We start from the raw sequence: 18884 nt of genomic DNA, 5'->3' as shown, positions 1-18884 counted from the left end.
CGTTCCCCGGTGGGGTGGAATTGGCCGAGGATTTCGCCAGCTCGGTTGGTGGGGCCAAGGGGGCGGTGTCTGGCCTGGTGGATGTGCGGAGGCTCCCTAGCCCTGGGATTGGGCCTCGTGGTAGAGACGCTGCCAGATGCTGTGGCCGACCTGATCGTGTTCCAGCAGGGCGTCGAAGAAGCACTGCCTGGCCTGCTGGTCTACCATCGCGTCCGGCAACAGCGGATCAAATACAATCTGGCGGATGGCCTCGTCGCCGATCTCGAACGACTCCCGGGCGGCAATTTCCGGTTCCAGGTCCTTGGCTTTGTCGAGCCAGCGGTGCAGCCGCTCGGTGGTGTGTTGGTAGCCGGTTTCCAGGGCGTCCCGATCCCACAGGGTACGAGCCACCTGCTGGCGACGTGAATCCAGCTCGCTGAGGGCGAACACCGGTGCTTCGGGCTCCAGGCCGAGGCGGTAGAGGCGCTGGCGGATGGCATCGGTGCTGCCGGCGAGATTGTCCGGTCGCACGAACAGATCCCGGGACAGTTCCTGAAAACCGTTCATCTGCAGGGCACGGGTCCGTCGTCGCAGTACCGGCTTGTCGCTGCGGCCAAGGTCGCCGCAGTGCACGGCCAGCCAGCGACCGCTCCAGGGCACCAGGCGCTCGAGGGCGGTACGCCAGCCCCGCAGGTCGTCGGCGAGTCGGTGCGCCTTGTCAGTCAGCTGATACTGACCGCGCCCGCAGGACTCGATCAGGCCGTCGGCGGACAGTCGCGCCAGCGCCACCCGGGTGCTGTTGCTGCTGACATCGAACAGCTCGCAGGCGTGGATGGCATCGCGCACGTGAACGATACGATCATCCACCGCCATCATCATGTTCATCAGCAGTCGTTGGGGTTTAGGTTTCACAGTTGTTCTCGCTGGCTTGCCGGAACCGTTTCATCATGGCCTGCAGTTCGCGGTCCCTGTCGAGATAGTCCTCCTGGAGTGGCCTCAGGTAGTAAAGATAGTCGCCCTTTTCTCGATCGTCTTGCGACACGTGTTCGGCAGGTACGTCGGTCACCACCGGTGAGATCACCCGCACCGTAAGCTCCGGTGCCCGTGCCTTGAGCGCAGCGACGGTGCCGAGGTGGTGCTCGCTGTGGAAAGTGCCGTTGGTGTGCACCACCTGTGCCCCCGGATGATCCGCCAGTGCCTGGACAATGCGGCTGGCCATGGTGTTGTCCCGCAGCAGTTGCGCGCGGTAGCTGTTCTCCAGGCGCTCGGGGTCGCCGGGGCCATGCTGGTGATCGGTCAGCGTCGCAAGGAATTTTTCCCGGTAAGGCGCGGTGCCGTAGAACGGGTCGCCTGGCAACAGCGCCTGCAGGTCTTTGGGGGCCCGTGTCAGGTAGTCCGGCCCCTGCCGACCGACGCAGCGCACCAGCTGGGCCGGGGCATTGCCGGCAATCACCGGCAGGTCGTGGGCAAGGGCGAAATCCACCAGCGGGCGGTAGGAAGCCTTGTAGTTGTCCCAGGCGTCTGCGTCTTCGATCATCTCCGCCTCGCCCAATTCCCCCGCCAGGTAGCGATCCAGTGTCGGCTGGTGCTCCACGGTAAACTGCTCCATCGACAGCACCTGAAGCGGCTGTTGTTGATACAGCGCCTGTTGCAGTCGGGCCTGCAACAGGTGCGCACCATTGTGGCCATGGAGCTCGCCGATAAAGACCACGTCGGCATTCTGTAGCGCACTGGCGAGCTGGGGCAGCGCCATGGCCTGGCCAGAGTTCGGGTCGACAATCCGATAGTCGTAGAGGCTGGTCAGCGGGGCTTCGGCGGGGGGCGACGGCGGGACAGTGGTGCAGGCGGTGGCCGCCAGTGCTGTGAAGGCTGCGAAGCTGAGAATTCGAGTCATCATGATTTCCGTTTCCAGTGCGAGGGTGTCATAAAACAGTGACTATCAAGCCCCTGTCAATTGTGTCACCCTCCCGGTCGCTCTGACGGTTGCCTCCCGGGATGCGGTTCCGGGACGACAGTTGGACTCCGATAACAAGACTTAAAGGAAGTACCGTCCGTGAGCAAACGCAAGACATCTCGCCCATTGTGGCACCCCGGTTTCTGGCCGTCCTGGGCCGTGGTTTTCGTGTTGTATCTGCTGGCCCAGCTGCCGATGGCCACCAAGCGCAGCTGGGGTCGAAAGCTGGGCGGCGTATTTAGCCGCAAGCTCCGTTCCCGCGCAAGGGTGGTGGACGCCAACCTGGCGGCCTGTATGCCGGAACTGACGGCGCAGCAGCGCCAGCAATTGATGACAGCCTCATTCGAGTCCTGCACCCAGGGCGTCTTCGAGAGCCTGCACAGCTGGTGGGGAGATACCCGACCCTGGCAACAGGCGGCGGAAGTGGTGGGGCTGGAGCACGTGCAGGAGGCGCAGGATCGTGGGCGAGGGGTGCTGCTAATCGGCGGCCACTACAGCATCCTCGATCTGGCGCTGCCGCTGGTGGCCTGCCACCTGCCCAATCCCGGTTACATGTATCGGCCGAACAATAATCCAGTGATCGACCGAATGATCGAACGGGGCCGCCGTCGTCATTTCGGTATCCAGCCGTTCACCAAGCGGGAACTGCGCGGCATGATGGATTTCCTCCGTGGCGGTGGTCAGGTGTGGTACGGCTGCGATCAGGACTTTGGTCGCCGTACCGATCTGTTTGCCCCGTTCTTCGGTGTCGACACCGGCTGCATCAGCACACCCACCCACATTGCCCGGGAGACCGGCGCAGCGGTGATCTGCGTCAGCCATTTGCGTAACGAGGATGGCAATTACCGCATTGAGTTTTCGGCCATTGAAGAGGGTTTTGGTGAGTGCCCGCAGCAGGATGCGGCCACCTGGAACAGCTTTATCGAAGACACCATTCGGCGTTACCCGGACCAGTACTGGTGGTTGCACAAACGCTTCAAAACCCGCCCCCCTGGGGCTGCGGCGGTTTACTAGCTGACCAGGGCGGGGTTCATGCTACATTGAGGCTACCCTGACCAACCCCGACCAACCCGGCTGGTTGGTCGTTGTCTGGAACCCTGTTCGCCAAGGGAGGTGGCCCCCGTCATGCTGCCATTGCGGTTCATTGATCGTGTGAAGTTCTTTGTTGAGCGCCAGTTCGTCCGTGGCGCGGCGTTTCAGCTGTTGGTTGTGGCGCTGGTGATTGGTTTGATCTCCCTGGTGGGGGGCTTGCTGGTGACGCCGCTGGGGGAGCCGTTTGACGGTCTGGCAGATGCGATCTGGTGGGCCTTCCTGCGATTGACGGACCCGGGGTACCTGGGAGACGACAGTGGCAGCTGGCAACGTTTTGTCTCCACGTTACTGACCATCAGCGGCTACGTGGTGTTTCTGGGTGCCCTGGTGGCGATCCTGACCCGTTGGTTGATCACGCTGATGAATGACCTGGAGCGGGGCCTGACTCCGGTGTCGCTGAAAAACCACGTGGTCGTACTGGGCTGGACACCGCTCACCCTGCCGCTGTTGTCGGAACTGCTGGGCGCCAGCCGGCGGGTGCGGCGCTTTCTGGAGCGCCACGACGCCCGGCGCCTGAATCTGGTGGTGTTGTCGGAGGAGGCATCGGCGGCCCAGGTGCTGGAACTTCGTAGCGAGCCCGGCATCGGCGGCAAGGCCCGACAGGTGATTCTGAGGGCCGGGCAGCCGATCCAGCCGGATGCCCTGCACCGGGTCGCGTGCCTTGAGGCGGCGGCGGTGATCATTCCCAGCGCGGTCCACCCCAGCAGCAGTCTGGTGAGTGCCGATGTGGAGACCGTCAAGGCGTTGCTGTCGATCACCGCCCAGGCCCGGCAATCGGGCCAGGCGCTGCCCTTTGTGGTGGCGGAGGTGCAGGATCTGCGCAAGCGTCCGGTCATCGAACGGGCTTACCCGGGCCCGGTGGAAGTGGTGGCGGGGGACGCCACCATCAGTCGGCTGCTGGCCCAGAACGTCTTCCATCCGGGGCTGTCGGCAATCTACAACGAACTGCTTACCTCCGGCGTTGGTAACGAGCTGTACATTCGCAGTGACGATGGCCTGGTGGGCATGACGCTGGATAGCCTGGCCTGTCAGCGGCCCCGGGCCCTGGTGCTGGGCCTGCTGAGAAAAGGCGACGATGGCCAGTGGCAGGTGCTGTTGGCGGTGGCGACAACGACGGAGATCGTGGCGGGGGATCGCATCGTGATGATGGCCCGCAGCTACGAAGACACCGAGCCGGACGGCCGCCAGTCGCCACTGAAGCCAGTGCCGCGGATGCCGGCGGTCGCACCCGTGGCGGTTGCCGCCCGGCAACGACGGGTGCTGGTGCTGGGTTGGAGCCGCAAGGTACCGGCGCTGCTGCAGGAGTTGGACAGCTATCCCCAGCAGCAATTGCAGGTGGATGTGGTGTCGGTGGTGCCGGAGGCCCAGCGGGTCAGTGCGGTGTCGGCCTACCTGGGCACGCCCCGGCGCCTGCGATGCCAGCATCTGGAAGCGGACTACATGGTGGAAGGCGAGTTGCGGCGATTGCGGCCGGACGGCTACGACACCATTCTGCTGTTGAGCAGCGATCGGCTGTCTTCCGGGGAAGAGGCTGATGCCCGGGCCATGGTGGGGTACCTGCAGCTTGAGGACATCCTGGCGGAAGCCGGTGGTCGACCGCAGCTGATTCTGGAGCTGAGTGATCCAGACAACCGGGATCTGCTGGGGGTGCATCAGGCCGAGATGCTGGTGAGCCCGATGGTGTTGAGTCATGTCCTGGCCCAGGTGGCACTACGGCCGGAACTGCGGGTCGTGCTGGACGAGCTGTTCTGTGCCGGCGGCGCCGAGTTTCAGTTCCGTGACCCGGCGGATTACCCGCTGCCGGCCAGCGCGGATTTTCGTGCCCTGGAACGGGTGCTGGCTCATCAGGGGGAATTGGCGGTCGGGGTCTGGCGTTGGCATGCCACAGGCCCACAGCTCGAGCTGAACCCCAGCCGCAGCGGCTACCTGGATCTCGGCCCCGGGGACCGGCTGGTGGTGCTGGCGGTCACCAACCCGGTGGCCTCGTCGGCGGACTGATCGGCATTCAGAAAAAAAATGCTGGAAATAGATAATATAAATTTCAATTATGAAATTGGGGCCATTACAGTATCCGCAACTCAGCACCCGATCGCCCGTAAAACACGTGACGGGATGTCTGAAACGGTGGCCGACTCCGGTCGGCCACCACCCTATGCAGTACCTCAAACCTACGAGACAGGACTGAGACCATGCCATACGCAAGCGACGTCGATGCCATCGCATCCCTGATCAAGCAAAACAACTGGGCCAACATTTCTCCTGAGCACGCAGCCCGCATGCGCGCCCAGAACAAATTCAAGACCGGCCTGGACATCGCCAAGTACACCGCCAAGATCATGCGCGAAGACATGGAAGCGTATGACAAGGACACTTCTCAGTACACCCAGTCCCTGGGTTGCTGGCACGGCTTCATCGGTCAGCAGAAGCTGATCTCCATCAAGAAGCACTTCGGTACCACCAAGCGTCGTTACCTGTACCTGTCTGGCTGGATGGTTGCCGCCCTGCGTTCACAGTTCGGTCCGCTGCCTGACCAGTCCATGCACGAGAAGACCTCTGTATCCGGTCTGATCGAAGAGCTGTACACCTTCCTGCGTCAGGCTGATGCCTGGGAACTGAACCACCTGTTCCGTGACCTGGAAGCGGCCCAGAAAGCCGGTGACGCTGCCAAGGCCAAAGAAGTTGAAGCCGCTATCGACAGCCACGAAACCCACGTTGTGCCGATCATCGCTGACATCGACGCTGGTTTCGGTAACGCCGAAGCGACATACCTGCTGGCCAAGCAGATGATCGAAGCCGGTGCTTGCTGCATCCAGATCGAGAACCAGGTGTCTGACGAGAAGCAGTGTGGTCACCAGGACGGCAAGGTTACCGTTCCTCACGCCGACTTCATCTCCAAGATCAACGCCGTACGTCTGGCGTTCCTGGAGCTGGGTGTGGACGACGGTGTTATCGTTGCCCGTACTGACTCCCTGGGCGCTGGCCTGACCAAGCAGATCGCCGTGACCAACGAGCCGGGCGACCTGGGCGACCAGTACAACAGCTTCATCGATGGCGACGTTATCGAAAGCGCTGACGACATTGCCAACGGCGACGTTGTAATCAAGCAGAACGGCAAGCTGGTTCGTCCGAAGCGTCTGGCTTCCGGCCTGTTCCAGTTCAAGGCTGGCTCTGGCGAAGACCGTGTTGTTCTTGACTGCATCACCAGCCTGCAGAACGGCGCTGACCTGCTGTGGATCGAAACCGAGAAGCCGCACGTTGGCCAGATCGCTGGCATGGTTAACCGCATCCGTGAAGTGGTGCCCAACGCCAAGCTGGTTTACAACAACAGCCCGTCCTTCAACTGGACCCTGAACTTCCGTCAGCAGGTATTCGATGCCTGGAAAGAAGAAGGCAAGGACGTATCTGCCTACGATCGCGACCGTCTGATGAGTGCCGACTACGACAGCACTGAGCTGGCGCAAGTGGCTGACGAGTGGACTGCGAACTTCCAGCGTGACGGATCTCGCGAAGCGGGTATCTTCCACCACCTGATCACTCTGCCGACTTACCACACCGCGGCCCTGTCTACCGACAACCTGGCCAAGGGCTACTTCGGCGACGAAGGCATGCTGGCCTACGTTGCAGGCGTACAGCGTAAGGAAATCCGTCAGGGTATCGCCACCGTTAAGCACCAGGATATGGCTGGTTCCAACATCGGTGACGACCACAAAGAGTTCTTCGCTGGCGAAGCAGCTCTGAAGGCTGGTGGTAAAGACAACACCATGGGTCAGTTCGAGAACATCTAATCTCGATCGACACCCTGTGTTGATAAAAAGGCGACCCTCGGGTCGCCTTTTTTGCTTTATCGGTGTAAAACAATTACCCGGTTGCCCTCAATTCCGGCTAACCATCTGGTAAAAACTCACGACGGCTCAAGGCGTTGGTCTCTTTCCGCCAAAACAGCCCGAATCTGAATCAAACTACCTGCTGCCGTTGAACGGCAAGTGCGAGTCATGGAGCGAACATCATTATGAGCTATGGACTGGTTCCCTACACCTGCAACCTCGATTACATCAATGAGCTGGGCCGTAACCTGAAGGAAGACGAACTGGCTGGCCTAAGAGAATCCCTGGCTCCGGCTCTGGCACAGATAGACAGTGATTTTATGGAGCCGGTGAAAGCCATTCAGGCGCTGGATGACTTTATCGCAGGCAAGGTCAACCATCCGTCTTATCCGCATCTTTACTGGTACGTCTTCGAAATTCTGTGCCACGTATTCGGTGGCCGCCTCCCCAACGAAAGCTGCTATCCATGTGATCCAGCGATCGTGGATAACCTGAGCAGTATCAAGCTTTACTGCCTGAGCCACCCGGTACTCCCCATGCCTGACGACTTTCCTTCGGTCTATGCCTGCCGCCCCAGCAGCCAGGCTCAGCTCCGCGAAGAGCTCAAAACCGCCCCGATGCCGGAAGAGTGCCGTAAAGAGATGAATGGCTGGTTAGACTTCGTTCAGCCCCATGAACAGGATTTGGTTGTCTTTTATTACTGAGAGGGGGTGGCGGGATCTCTGGTCAGTACTCCAGCCCAAGTGTATCCATTACGGCACGGTTGTTAGCTGCCACAACCGTGCCGGTCCTTGGGATTAAGCTGCGACGTCTTCAACGATGCTCTGAAGCTTCTGCTCACGCAGTCGTCGGCGCTCGGAAAGGTTGCCCCATCTGCGACGTACTCGTCGATAGCCACCGGCCTGACAGATTTCATCAAGCCGATGACGCTGGGCATCTCGCCATGCCAGATCGCATAACGCCTTGCCTCGGAAGACGAGTGTAGCCTGGGCGCTGACAGCACCGGACACTGGGTGCCCGGTCTCATCACCGCTATCGCGACCGCTGTCACCAGGTGCTAACGTCACCTGACGTGCACTGCCTCAGCCACCGCTTCGTAGTGACGGCCCACGATCTCCATGTCGTCAGGGTTTACACAGCGCTCCTGGCAAAACTCGTTCAGATCGTTGCGAATCTTCGCCCGCAGCTCCGGCGGGTTGCTGTCATCATTCACATAGGCGTAGGGATTCTGGGACAGCGCGGGATCGGGATTGGGTTCACCCAGGGTAGCGGCGGTCGCCACCATATCGCCGGTAATTGCGATCGAAAAGATGCGGTCGAAAACCTGGGCGTAGTCTGCAAATCCGTCATAACCCGATTTCCGGGCCACCTGGTCCAGCATTGCCATCGATGGCTTACTCGCCATGATCTCGGTCAACGTGGTATAGGGGCGCAGATCGAAAGTGGCATTTTGTACCTGCTTATTCTCGGCCTTGGACAAGTCCTGATTGGTCGACGCCAACACCGCCTCAATCGCCGGCGTCTTGTCCAGAAACAGGGTAACTTGCTCCTCGGTGAGACTTTCCGCCGCCACCGGCGCAGCCAACGCAGCGGTGAGAGCAACCGATACGGTCATTCGCTTGATCATCGGAGTTCCTTCTGTCATCCGTGAAAACATCGTGTGTTCCTTATTGCGGGTTATCAGTAGGTAGCGGCACAGGCAGCTCGCTGCTTCACTGCCCTTCCACCATCCAGTTGGGCACGAAGTCGCTGGCCTCGGCCACCCTATACCCGGCCCGGTCGTAGGCCACCGAGGCCATGGCGGTGAGGGGCAGCGAAAGCAGTCCGTCACTATGAGGGTCATTGGCTGACCACGCCATCCAGAAAGCCTGGTGCTGCTCCAGCGCGGATTGCAACAGCTCGTTATAACGAGCTTCGCCTTCCTCATTCAGCACGGCGGCCAACACCGCCAGCGAGGGCAGCAGAATCTGGCCCTCGTACTGGACGTCGTAAGCCCGGCAGCCTTCGGTTTCCAGCGTCTCCAGGGTGGCCTGCAATTTCCCCGTCAGGTTCGGCTCGGCTTTTGCCAAGGCCTTATAGAAATTACTCAGCGTCAGCTTGAAGGCAGTGTCAGGCCCCCCGTTATTATCTAGGAAGATATCCAGCCCGACTTGATCCAGAATCGCCAGCCCATCGGTATCCCGGTTGATCAACGCCAGCCAGAACGCCCGACACCAGTTTTTCACCCCCTTATCTGAGCTGGAGCCTTTCCCAACCATCTCCAGATCACCGCGCCGAAACCGCATCGTAAGCGGCTGCCCGTCGGCCATCAGGTTCTGAAAGTAACCAACGGTCAGTTGGCCGGCCTCAACCACTAGCTCTCTCGCCAGCTCGGTGCCACCATGCTTCAGGTTTTCAAAAATCAGAAACTCCCTCGTGGCCCTCACTCGCCTCGAGAAAGCAAATGTAGGATTTACGCGAAACATCTCCGGAACCTTATCTAACGGTCCAAAGTATGACTCGGAGTTATGCTGGTAGGCATGCTCAAGGCTGACATTGTACTGTTTGAGCATTCGCTCCATGTCATACTTCAAAATCGTACCCTCCCTGCTGTCTAGATAACCTGCGTTCCCGGCAGGCTTCGTTTTACCAGATACGTTGAAGGCCAGAGTCTTCCTGGCTATAAGGCAACGCTTCAAATCGTCGATGTTATCAGAACTATCCTTACCCCCGCCGCCATCTGATTGATGCGAATACGCGGAATGATCTCAGGGTCAGAGGCTCAAACACTCACGCCTTCGACGCCGCCAGCTTCTCCCGGGTGGCGAGGCGGCCCTGACGGCGGGTTTCCGCGTCCCGGTAACGGCGCTGCTGATCGGCTGTTTCCGGTTGTACGGCACGCACACGGATTGGCCGGCCGTTCTCATCGAGCGCAACGAAGGTGAAATAGGCCGACAGGATATGGCGCACCTCGCCGGTGTAGCTGTTCTCCGCCATGACCCTGGCACCGATTTCCATGGATGAGCCCCAGACCCGGTTCAGGGCCAGGTTGAACAGCAGGGTGTCGCCGCCCTTGGCGGGCGCCCGGAAATGGATGGAGTCCACGGCTGCGGTCACGCAGACAAACCCGGAGTGACGTTCCGCCACCACCAGCGCCAGCCGGTCGCACTTGGCCATGATCATGCCGCCGAAGACGGTTTCATGGGAGTTGAGGTCGTTTGGGAAAACCTTGTAGACGTGGCTGTCCACGGCGGAGGCCGACACCGGCCGGGCGTTGTCCTGCTGCATGACGTGTCCCTGTAATGGATGGCTGGGGTAAGCGTAACCGAAGCCACGTTGTCGGGCTACGTTGATGGGCTACGTTGATGGGCTGCGTTGATGGGCGACGTCGTCGGGCTGTGTTGGCGATCTCAGCCCCGGTAGGTGCGGTGCTTCTCCATCAACCGGTACATCGACACCCGGGAGATATCCAGCAGCCGGGCGGCGGCGGATACGTTGTTGTGGGTCAGCGCGAGGGAACAGGACACCGCCTGCTGTTCGGCGCGGGCGCGGAACTGGTCAAGGCTCAGGCCTTCGTACTGCCCGGGCGGATGTGGGGTGAGGCCAAGGTCGTTGGTGGTGATGGTGCGTCGGTCACTGAGCAATACCGCCTGACGCAAGCGGTTGCTCAGCTCCCGCAGGTTGCCCGGCCAGTCGTGCAGCAGCAGGGCCCGCATGGCGCTCTCATCCAGTCTCCGGGGCGGATGGCGGCGGGCGTCCGGAAGGGCGTCGAAGAACAGTTCCAGCAGGGTGGGAAGGTCCTCCAGCCGCTCGCTCAGCAGCGGTAGCTGGATTTCCAGACCTGCCAGGCGGTAATACACGTCGCTGCGGAAGCGGCCGGCGCGAACCAGCGCATCCAGTGGGTGGGTGCAGGTGGCGATGATGCGGATGTCCCGCTGATGGCCGGCGGCTCCGGGCTCATCCTGAAACAGTCCGAGCAGCGCCGGTTGCTGCTCCAGGGTCAGCTCGTCCACCGCCTGCAACAGCAGACTGCCGCCATGGGCGCTGTCCACGCTGCCCACGCCGGTACCGGGTTCATGCTCCAGCAGGGCATCGTCGCTGAGGCTGCTGGGCAGGGCGGCGCAGTTGATGGTGGCGAATGGTCCGTGGGAGACCGGTGAGTGATCGTGCAGGAAGCGGGCGGCGGCCTCCTTGCCGGTGCCGCTGGCACCGTGGATCAACACCGGTTCCAGAGTCTGGGCGAATCGCTGCAGCAGGGTCCGGGTCTGGTGAATCCGTGGCGAGTCGCCGGCGAGAGCGTGGCGTTGCAGGCTGGCCTTGTGACCCTCGGCCAGCCGTGCCTGCAGGTCCGCCATACCCCAGAGGTGGCCGAGCACGGTATCCAGCCGGGGCAGATCCAGGGGCAGAGTGTGGTAATCGGCGCAGTAGGTACCGATCAGCGTGCCCAGGCTCGGTTCGTCATAGGGAGACTGACTGGTCAGCCCGACCCAGGTTGTGGGCGACAGCGCAACCAGCCATTCCTCAAGCCAGGGAAGGCGCTCGCTGTCGTAGTTCTGCAGGTCGAGTACGCCAACCCGGGGCACCGGTGGCACGGAGCGGACATTGGGGGGCTGATTGAGGTCGATTGGCACCAAATGCCAGCGATCCGCCAGGGTCAGGGACGGCAGGGACTGCTCCGGGTCCGGTGATAACCATAACAGCGTTCTGTCTGCCCCCATTGCCTGTCCTCAGTGCCCATACGTGTCCGGAATTGTGCTCTGGATCTGTACAAGCAGAATACATGCCACGCTCCGTCAGGTCGCCAGTGGCGGTGTCAGGCGGCTGGGCGTCCGTTGCACGGCTGTTAAAAACTGTAAAATCCACTGACGTTCCCATGTCGCTCAGCCTCGAGTCCCGCCGGTGGTTGCGTCGGCCTGGAGGTAGTCATCGATGTGACTGGCCAGCGCTACCCCGGTTTCGTTCATGGTCAGGTAGGCCTCGTTGGCGCCGGCTTCCTTGATCTTCTCAGCCTCGTCGGCAAACATCGTGTGAGCAATGATGAAGCCGTCAAAACCCCGGTTTCGCAGCATCCGCGCGGCGATGATCTTGCTCTCGATGTCGCTCATCGCCAGCACCACCGCTTCCACCCTGGGCATGTGCAGGGCTTCCCAGAAGGTGGTGTCCTCGCCGTCGGCGAACACCACGTTGCGGCCGGCCTTGAGGTGCATGTGGGCCTTGGCGGGGTCCGAGTCCAGGCCCATGATCCGCGGCTCCGAGTCCATCAGCCGGTCGTAGGCCGCCGAGCCTGTGCGGCCCATGCCCATCACCAGGATGCGGGTGTCTCCCAGCGAGATGGGCTGCTCGTCCGGGTGGTGACGGTCGGCCTGGAATCGGCTCAGGGCCCCGGAGTAACGTTCGTAGAGGGTGTGGGCAACCCGGTTGATGGGGGCCGAAATCACGAACGACAGCGACACGGCGATCGCCAGCGGAACCAGCCACTCCGGCAGCGCCACGCTTGCCACGATCAGACCGAACTCGCTGTAGTTGGCCAGTGACAGCGACGTCAGAAAGCCGCTGCGGGCCCGCAGCCGGAAGGCCAGCAGCAGGAAGAAGAACAGCCCGCCCTTGAGTGGCAGCAGCAGGGCAACGGCGACAGCAAAGATCAGCGCCTGCTGGTCCGGCAGACCGCCGATGCCGATCTGTAGGAAAAAGCCCACCAGGAACATCTCCTTGACGCTCCAAAGCGACTTCGACAATTCCACCGCCCGTGGGTGGTTGGCCAGCATGGCACCGAATACCAGCGCCCCCAGTTCCGAGCTCAGGCCAACGGCTTCGAAACCAAGGCCGCCCAGCACCAGTGCCAGCAACAGGCCCAGCAGCACCAGCAGTTCGTCGTGGCCACTGGCATCCAGCAGCCGGTACAGCAGTGGGCGTAACAGTGGCAGCAGGAACACTCCCAGAGCCCAGATTGACGGAGTTTTGCCGGCGGCAATGCTCATCACCACCAGGGCGATCAGGTCCTGCATGATGAGAATGCCGATGGCGACACGGCCGTGAAATGCGCGCAGTTCCCGCTTGCTTTCCAGCACCTTGGCCGCCAGTACGGTACTGGAGAAGGACAGTGCAATGGCCAGCAACAGCGAGGTGGACCAGTCGGTATCGAGTAACAGGTAAATGCCCGGCGTAAACAGCGAGCAGCTGATGGTGAAATGCAGCAGGCCACCGCCAATCACCTCGGGACTGAGGATCGAGCGCAGCTTGAGCTTGAGGCCGACGGTAAACAGCAACAGCAGCACCCCGAGGTGGGCGAGGTGATCAAGTACATCGGTGTTCTCCACCGCCAGCGGAGTAACCGTCGCCAACCCGCTCAGGGCAAAGCCGGCGGCCAGGTAGCCCACCAGCGGGGGCAGGCCGACCGCCTTTACAATCAGGCCAAGGGTAAAGGCGAAGGAGATCCAGAGAGCTTCGGGCATGCGCGTGTTGCCTTAACGTGCGTGGGTGTTAACGGATAACGGTTGCGCCAGCAGCGGGTGGTGCGTTGATAAACGCTCTGACCAGCTCGGCGGAATGGTCCGGGGTCTCGATCATGGGCACATGGCCAATGTCGTCGAGCAGGTGCGTGACGGTGGTGTTGATCCGCTGCTGGAACACCTCGGCATTGCGGTAGTCAATCACCCGGTCTTGCCGGCCCCACACCAGCATCACCGGCGCCTGGATGTCGGCGAGCCGGTCCCGGAAGGCGTTATCGTAGCCGGAATCGCGAATCGCCAGGAAGATTTTCTCATACACCGGCCGGTTGGCGATGGCCTGCTGTTCCATCACGTCGTAGATGGGCCAGGGCACAAACGGCTGGTCGCTCATCACGAACGCCACCAGCCGCTCCATATCACCGGGCTGGCTCACAATCAGCGGGTTCTGGCCCTCCTCAATCCGGGTAACCAGTTCGCTGTCGTACTTGAACACCCCCGCGGGGCTGAACAGGCTGGCTGAGTGGACCTGGTCCGGATAGGTGGCGGCGTAAAGCGCGGTGATGGCACCCCCCATGGAGTTGCCGAGCAGATGCACCTTCGATTCGCCCAGCGCCGCCAGGGTGTCGTGGACGTAGCCGACCTGGTCTTCCAGGCGGTAACCCAGCGTCAGGGGCTTGCTGCTGTCACCGTGACCGGGCAGGTCGAGGGCGACAACGTTGAACTGGTCGGTCAGCTCGCCGGCCATCCGCACCCAGTTGTCCTTGTTGCCGCCAAAACCATGGAGCATCACCAGGGTGGGGCCGTCGTTGGCTTCCTGATTGTGCAGGTAGCTGATGCTGAGCTCGCCGACCTCGATCTGATCGACGGTGAGCCCGGCGGAGCTGCGTTCCCAGGCCATGGCCTTGTCAAACAGTTCCTGGCGACTGCAGCCATTGAGGGTCAGAATCAGCAAGAGACAGAGCAGCAGGCGGAGTTGGGGGGGAGGCTGAGCCATCATCGGGTCCTTGGGCGTGTCTGGGGTTGGCCGAAAAGCCTTGCGACAGAACCCCTTACACTAGCGCAAAAAAAAGCCCGGTCAATAACCGGGCTTCGGGATCACCACGTTGGGGCCTACTGCTCCCGGGCGATCGCGCGGTAAGCAATATCCTTGCGGTAGAAGGCGCCGTCCCAGTGGATCTGGCTGGCCAGGGCGTACGCCCGCTGCTGGGCTTCGGTAACCGAGTTGCCCAGGGCGGTGGCGCACAGTACCCGGCCGCCGCTGGTCACCACTTGCTCGCCATCAAGCTTGGTGCCGGCGTGGAAGACCTTCTCGCCATCGACCTCGGTCTGTGGCAGCCCGGAAATGGCGTCGCCCTTGTTGTAGCTGCCGGGATAGCCGCCGGCCGCAAGCACGATTCCGACGGAGGCGCGTTCGTCCCACTCGGAGTCGCACTGGTCCAGCTTGCCGTCAATGGCGGCGTCGCACAGCGCTACCAGATCGGATTTCATCCGCAGCATGATGGGCTGGGTTTCCGGATCACCAAAGCGGCAGTTGAACTCGATCACTTTGGGGGCGCCGGAGCCATCGATCATCAGGCCGGCGTACAGGAAGCCGGTGTAGGGGTGACCTTCGGCCGCCATGCCGCGCACGGTGGGGTAGATCACCTCGTCCATGATGCGCTGGTGGATCTCGTTGGTCACCACCGGCGCCGGGGAGTAAGCGCCCATACCGCCGGTGTTGGGGCCAGTGTCACCGTCGCCGACACGCTTATGGTCCTGAGACGTGGCCATCGGCAGCACGTGCTCGCCGTCTACCATCACGATGAAGCTGGCTTCCTCACCCTCGAGGAACTCCTCGATCACCACCCGGCTGCCGGCGTCGCCGAAGGCGTTGCCTGCCAGCATATCGCGGATGGCGGCTTCGGCCTCCTCCAGGGTCATGGCAACGATGACGCCCTTGCCGGCAGCCAGGCCATCGGCCTTGACCACAATCGGCGCGCCCTGTGCCCGTACATAGGTCAGGGCTTCATCGACATCGGTGAAGTTGGCGTAAGCGGCGGTGGGAATGGCGTGGCGGTCGAGAAAGTCCTTGGTGAAAGCCTTGGAGCCTTCCAGCTGCGCGGCGCCCTCGGTCGGGCCGAAGACACGCAGGCCGCGGCGGCTGAACAGATCCACAACGCCGGCCACCAGCGGTGCTTCCGGGCCGACGATGGTGAGCCCGACCTGGTTCTGCTCGGCAAAATCCGCCAGGCCGTCGAGATCCATAACGTCGATGTTGACGTTCTCCAGGCTCGGCTCGCCGGCGGTACCGGCGTTACCGGGGGCGACGAAGACCTTGTCGGCGTTGGGCGACTGGGCCGCTTTCCAGGCCAGGGCGTGTTCGCGTCCACCACTGCCAATTACAAGAATGTTCATAGTCTGAATCCTTAACGCTTAGTGGCGGAAATGGCGCATGCCGGTGAAGACCATGGCGATGCCGTGTTCGTTGGCGGCGTCGATCACCTCCTGGTCGCGCATGGAACCACCAGGCTGGATCACCGCGTGGATGCCGGCGGCGGCGGCGGCGTCAATGCCGTCCCGGAACGGGAAGAAGGCGTCGGAGGCCATCACCGATCCCTTCACTTCCAGATCCTCATCCGCGGCCTTGATGCCGGCGATCTTGGCGCTGTAGACCCGGCTCATCTGGCCGGCACCAATGCCGATGGTGCGGCCGGCTTTGGCGTAGACGATGGCATTGGATTTAACGTACTTGGCCACTTCCCAGGCGAACAGCAGGTCGTTCAGCTCGGTTTCGGTGGGTTGGCGCTCGGTGACGACTTTGACGTCGTCCATGGCAACCATGCCCAGGTCCCGGTCCTGCACCAGCAGGCCGCCGGTGACCCGTTTGTAGTCCATGGCCTTCTCACGCTCGGCGCTGAACTCGCCGCAGGCCAGCAGGCGCACGTTCTTTTTGGCGGCCACGATCTCAACCGCTTCCGCGGTGATGGTGGGCGCGATGATCACTTCCACGAACTGGCGGTCGATGATGGCCTTGGCGGTCTCGGCGTCCAGCTCGCGGTTGAAGGCGATGATGCCGCCAAATGCGGAGGTGGGGTCGGTGGCAAAGGCCAGGTCGTAGGCCTGGCGAATGTCGGCGCCAATGGCCACGCCACAGGGGTTGGCGTGCTTGACGATCACGCAGGCCGGATCGGCGAACGGTTTGACGCACTCCAAGGCGGCGTCGGTGTCAGCGACGTTGTTGTACGACAGTTCCTTGCCTTGCAACTGCTTGGCGGTGGCGACACTGGCTTCCCGCGGGTTGCGCTCGGCGTAGAAGGCGGCGCGCTGATGCGGGTTCTCGCCGTAGCGCATGTCCTGCACCTTGACGAACTGGCTGTTGAAGGTGCGGGGGAAGTCGGCGTTGTCGTTGTCGGTGGTGCGGCCGCCCAGGTAATTGGCAATGGCGCCGTCGTAACCGGCGGTGTGCTCGAACGCCTTGACCGCCAGATCAAACCGGGTGGCGTAGCTCAGTTCGCCGTTGTTGTCGGCGAGCTCGGCCAGCACCCGGTCGTAGTCGGAGGCGTTGACCACAATGGCAACGTCGTTGTGATTCTTGGCTGCGGCACGCACCATGGTGGGCCCGCCGATGTCGATGTTCTCAATGGCTGTCGCCAGGTCACAGTCGGGGTTGGCGACGGTGGCCTCAAACGGGTACAGGTTGACCACCACCATGTCAATCGGGTTGATCTGGTGCTGCGCCATGACGCTGTCGTCGGTGCCGCGCCGGCCCAGGATGCCGCCGTGGATCTTCGGATGCAGGGTCTTGACGCGACCGTCCATCATCTCCGGGAAGCCGGTGTAGTCGCTGACTTCGGTGACAGCGATCTGGTTTTCCTGCAGCAGGCGGAACGTGCCGCCAGTGGACAGCAGCTCAACGCCCTGAGCGGTGAGGGCGCGGGCGAACTCAACAATGCCGGTTTTGTCGGAAACGCTGATCAGCGCACGACGGACGGGGGTATTTACCTGATTAGCCATGGGTCACATTTTTCGTTGGGTCTGAACGAATGAAGGCCTCGCGAATGATGTCGGGAGGCCCTCGTAGGGATTGGATGCCAGGATTATAGCAGACCGTACTGCTTCAGTTTCTTGCGTAAGGTGCCGCGATTGAGCCCCAGCATGGTGGAGGCTTTGGTCTGGTTGTTGCGGGTGTACTTCATCACCTGCTCCAGCAACGGTGCTTCCACCTCGGACAGCACCAACTGGTAAACATCGGTGACCGGGGCACCGTCGAGCTGTGCGAAGTAGTTTTTCAGGGCTACTTCCACGCTGTCGCGCAGGGTAACGGAGTTACCACTGCCGTTGACCGTCTGCAGCTGGTGAATGTCATCACCAGTGGACGGAATCCGGTTTTCGTTTGCCAGAGTCTCAGCGGTCATGCTGCGAATACCTCTCCATTTCGTAAGGCTGCAAAATACTGTTGAATCACATCTCGTTGCTCCAACCCATCCTCGATGGCGTTGAAGCGCTTTCTGAAGGCTCTGCTCTCATCGTGAGCCTGCAGATACCAACCTACGTGTTTACGCGCGATACGGGGGCCCATGACCTCGCCGTAAAACTCGTGCAGTGCTCTCAGGTGTTCGGTCAGTATCTGCTCCACCTCGTTCAGATCCGGGGCGGGCAGTTGTTGTCCGGTTTCCAGGAAATGCAGGATTTCCCGGAAGATCCAGGGGCTTCCCTGGGCAGCACGGCCGATCAGCAGGCCATCGGCGCCGGTGTGTGCCAGCACCTGTCGGGCCTTCTGCGGTGACGTGATATCACCATTGGCGAACACCGGGATACTGACCCGGGATTTCACCTCGGCGATGGTGTCGTACTCGGCACACCCTTTATAGGCATCTGCCCGGGTCCGGCCATGGATGGCCAGTGCCTGAATACCTGCATCTTCCGCCATCCTGGCGATGATGGGGGCGTTGCGGTGTTCCTGGTCCCAGCCCGTGCGCATCTTCAGCGTCACTGGTACCTCGACGGCGGCGACCACCGCCTGGAGGATGTCCCGGACCAGGGCCTCATCTTTCATCAGTGCGGAGCCGGCGGCCTTGTTGCAGACTTTTTTGGCCGGACATCCCATGTTGATGTCGATGATCTGGGCGCCGTGCTCGGCGTTGAGTCGTGCGGCGTTGGCCAGCATTTCCGGATCACCGCCGGCGATCTGCACCGAACGGGGTTCGGGTTCGCCCTGATGGTCCAGGCGCAGCCTGGACTTGCGGGTGTGCCACAGCTTGCTGTCGGCGATCACCATCTCGGAAACCGCCAATCCGGCCCCCAGGCGCCGGCAGAGCAGCCGGAAAGGGCGATCGGTCACGCCCGCCATGGGCGCCACAATCAGCGGATTGGGCAATGTGTACGGCCCGATGTTTGCCGTTGGCAGCATAATCTCAGTCCGTTTCACCACGATACACCAGAGTTATTCGGCGGCACCGGCGTTCTACCTGTACAGGTATTAACCAGCCCGATTTCCGAAGGGCGACAATGATACCGCCGAGATTGGCGCTATTGAAGGGGCCTGAGCGCGAAAAAACTGATTATTTTTCGCGCTTGTTGGTTGACTTTTGGGCGTGTGGTTGCCAACGAGTGCTGGCCGGAAGTCAG

General features: G+C 61.7%; 16 protein-coding genes. 4 read left to right on the top strand and 12 right to left on the bottom strand.

What is annotated here, in order from left to right:
• Window positions 1-96: 96 nt before the first annotated feature.
• Window positions 97-891, bottom strand: a complete 795-nt coding sequence (locus tag MLD24_RS21655; protein ID WP_248166098.1) for a PaaX family transcriptional regulator C-terminal domain-containing protein — start codon at window positions 889-891, stop codon at window positions 97-99.
• Window positions 881-1876, bottom strand: coding sequence for a ChaN family lipoprotein (locus MLD24_RS08390; protein WP_248166096.1), 996 nt, complete (start codon window positions 1874-1876; stop codon window positions 881-883). Before MLD24_RS08390 ends, MLD24_RS21655 begins: the two co-directional genes overlap by 11 nt.
• 156 nt (window positions 1877-2032) lie before the next feature.
• Between MLD24_RS08390 and MLD24_RS08385 the strand changes: the two genes are divergently transcribed.
• The 4 genes from MLD24_RS08385 to MLD24_RS08370 all read left to right on the top strand — a co-directional run bounded on the left by MLD24_RS08385 (window position 2033) and on the right by MLD24_RS08370 (window position 7553).
• Window positions 2033-2947, top strand: a complete 915-nt coding sequence (locus MLD24_RS08385; RefSeq protein WP_248166093.1) for an LpxL/LpxP family acyltransferase — start codon at window positions 2033-2035, stop codon at window positions 2945-2947.
• Between the two features lie 111 nt (window positions 2948-3058).
• Entirely contained in the window at window positions 3059-5023 is a 1965-nt protein-coding gene (locus MLD24_RS08380; protein ID WP_248166091.1) for a CASTOR/POLLUX-related putative ion channel, read from the top strand.
• Window positions 5024-5214: 191 nt separating this feature from the next.
• The gene (locus tag MLD24_RS08375) at window positions 5215-6810 is read left to right on the top strand and encodes an isocitrate lyase (RefSeq protein ID WP_248166089.1); all 1596 of its coding nucleotides are present in this window, start codon (window positions 5215-5217) and stop codon (window positions 6808-6810) included.
• Between the two features lie 224 nt (window positions 6811-7034).
• A complete protein-coding gene (locus MLD24_RS08370) occupies window positions 7035-7553 on the top strand; it encodes a DUF7691 family protein (RefSeq protein WP_248166087.1) in 519 nt (172 codons plus the stop codon).
• A gap of 359 nt (window positions 7554-7912) precedes the next feature.
• On the opposite strand, the gene MLD24_RS08365 is transcribed toward MLD24_RS08370, so the two are convergent.
• The 10 genes from MLD24_RS08365 to dusB form a co-directional block, all read right to left on the bottom strand.
• Window positions 7913-8476 carry a hypothetical protein gene (locus tag MLD24_RS08365; RefSeq protein ID WP_248166085.1) on the bottom strand — a complete coding sequence of 188 codons (564 nt, stop codon included), beginning with the start codon at window positions 8474-8476 and terminating at the stop codon, window positions 7913-7915.
• A gap of 85 nt (window positions 8477-8561) precedes the next feature.
• The gene (locus tag MLD24_RS08360) at window positions 8562-9422 is read right to left on the bottom strand and encodes an immunity 49 family protein (RefSeq protein WP_248166083.1); all 861 of its coding nucleotides are present in this window, start codon (window positions 9420-9422) and stop codon (window positions 8562-8564) included.
• A 196-nt stretch (window positions 9423-9618) separates the two neighbouring features.
• Window positions 9619-10116, bottom strand: coding sequence for an acyl-CoA thioesterase (locus tag MLD24_RS08355; protein ID WP_248166080.1), 498 nt, complete (start codon window positions 10114-10116; stop codon window positions 9619-9621).
• A gap of 122 nt (window positions 10117-10238) precedes the next feature.
• Window positions 10239-11546, bottom strand: a complete 1308-nt coding sequence (locus MLD24_RS08350; protein ID WP_248166078.1) for a sigma-54 dependent transcriptional regulator — start codon at window positions 11544-11546, stop codon at window positions 10239-10241.
• A 162-nt stretch (window positions 11547-11708) separates the two neighbouring features.
• Window positions 11709-13280 carry a cation:proton antiporter family protein gene (locus MLD24_RS08345; protein ID WP_248166077.1) on the bottom strand — a complete coding sequence of 524 codons (1572 nt, stop codon included), beginning with the start codon at window positions 13278-13280 and terminating at the stop codon, window positions 11709-11711.
• 28 nt (window positions 13281-13308) lie between these two features.
• A complete protein-coding gene (locus tag MLD24_RS08340) occupies window positions 13309-14271 on the bottom strand; it encodes an alpha/beta fold hydrolase (protein WP_248166075.1) in 963 nt (320 codons plus the stop codon).
• A gap of 116 nt (window positions 14272-14387) precedes the next feature.
• Window positions 14388-15671, bottom strand: coding sequence for a phosphoribosylamine--glycine ligase (gene purD / locus MLD24_RS08335; RefSeq protein ID WP_248166073.1), 1284 nt, complete (start codon window positions 15669-15671; stop codon window positions 14388-14390).
• A gap of 18 nt (window positions 15672-15689) precedes the next feature.
• Complete coding sequence (purH, locus tag MLD24_RS08330; RefSeq protein ID WP_248166071.1) at window positions 15690-17270, bottom strand: bifunctional phosphoribosylaminoimidazolecarboxamide formyltransferase/IMP cyclohydrolase; 1581 nt, start codon at window positions 17268-17270, stop codon at window positions 15690-15692.
• A gap of 83 nt (window positions 17271-17353) precedes the next feature.
• Window positions 17354-17671, bottom strand: coding sequence for a DNA-binding transcriptional regulator Fis (gene fis / locus MLD24_RS08325; protein WP_227173926.1), 318 nt, complete (start codon window positions 17669-17671; stop codon window positions 17354-17356).
• The gene (dusB, locus tag MLD24_RS08320; RefSeq protein ID WP_248166069.1) at window positions 17668-18666 is read right to left on the bottom strand and encodes a tRNA dihydrouridine synthase DusB; all 999 of its coding nucleotides are present in this window, start codon (window positions 18664-18666) and stop codon (window positions 17668-17670) included. The genes fis and dusB overlap by 4 nt, the downstream gene beginning before the upstream one ends.
• Between the last annotated feature and the right edge of the window lie 218 nt (window positions 18667-18884).

Source organism: Marinobacter xestospongiae, from assembly GCF_023156385.1.
GTDB lineage: Bacteria > Pseudomonadota > Gammaproteobacteria > Pseudomonadales > Oleiphilaceae > Marinobacter > Marinobacter xestospongiae.
The sequence above is the reverse complement of the archived record's forward strand: the minus strand, read 5'-3'. Positions and strand labels throughout refer to the sequence as shown.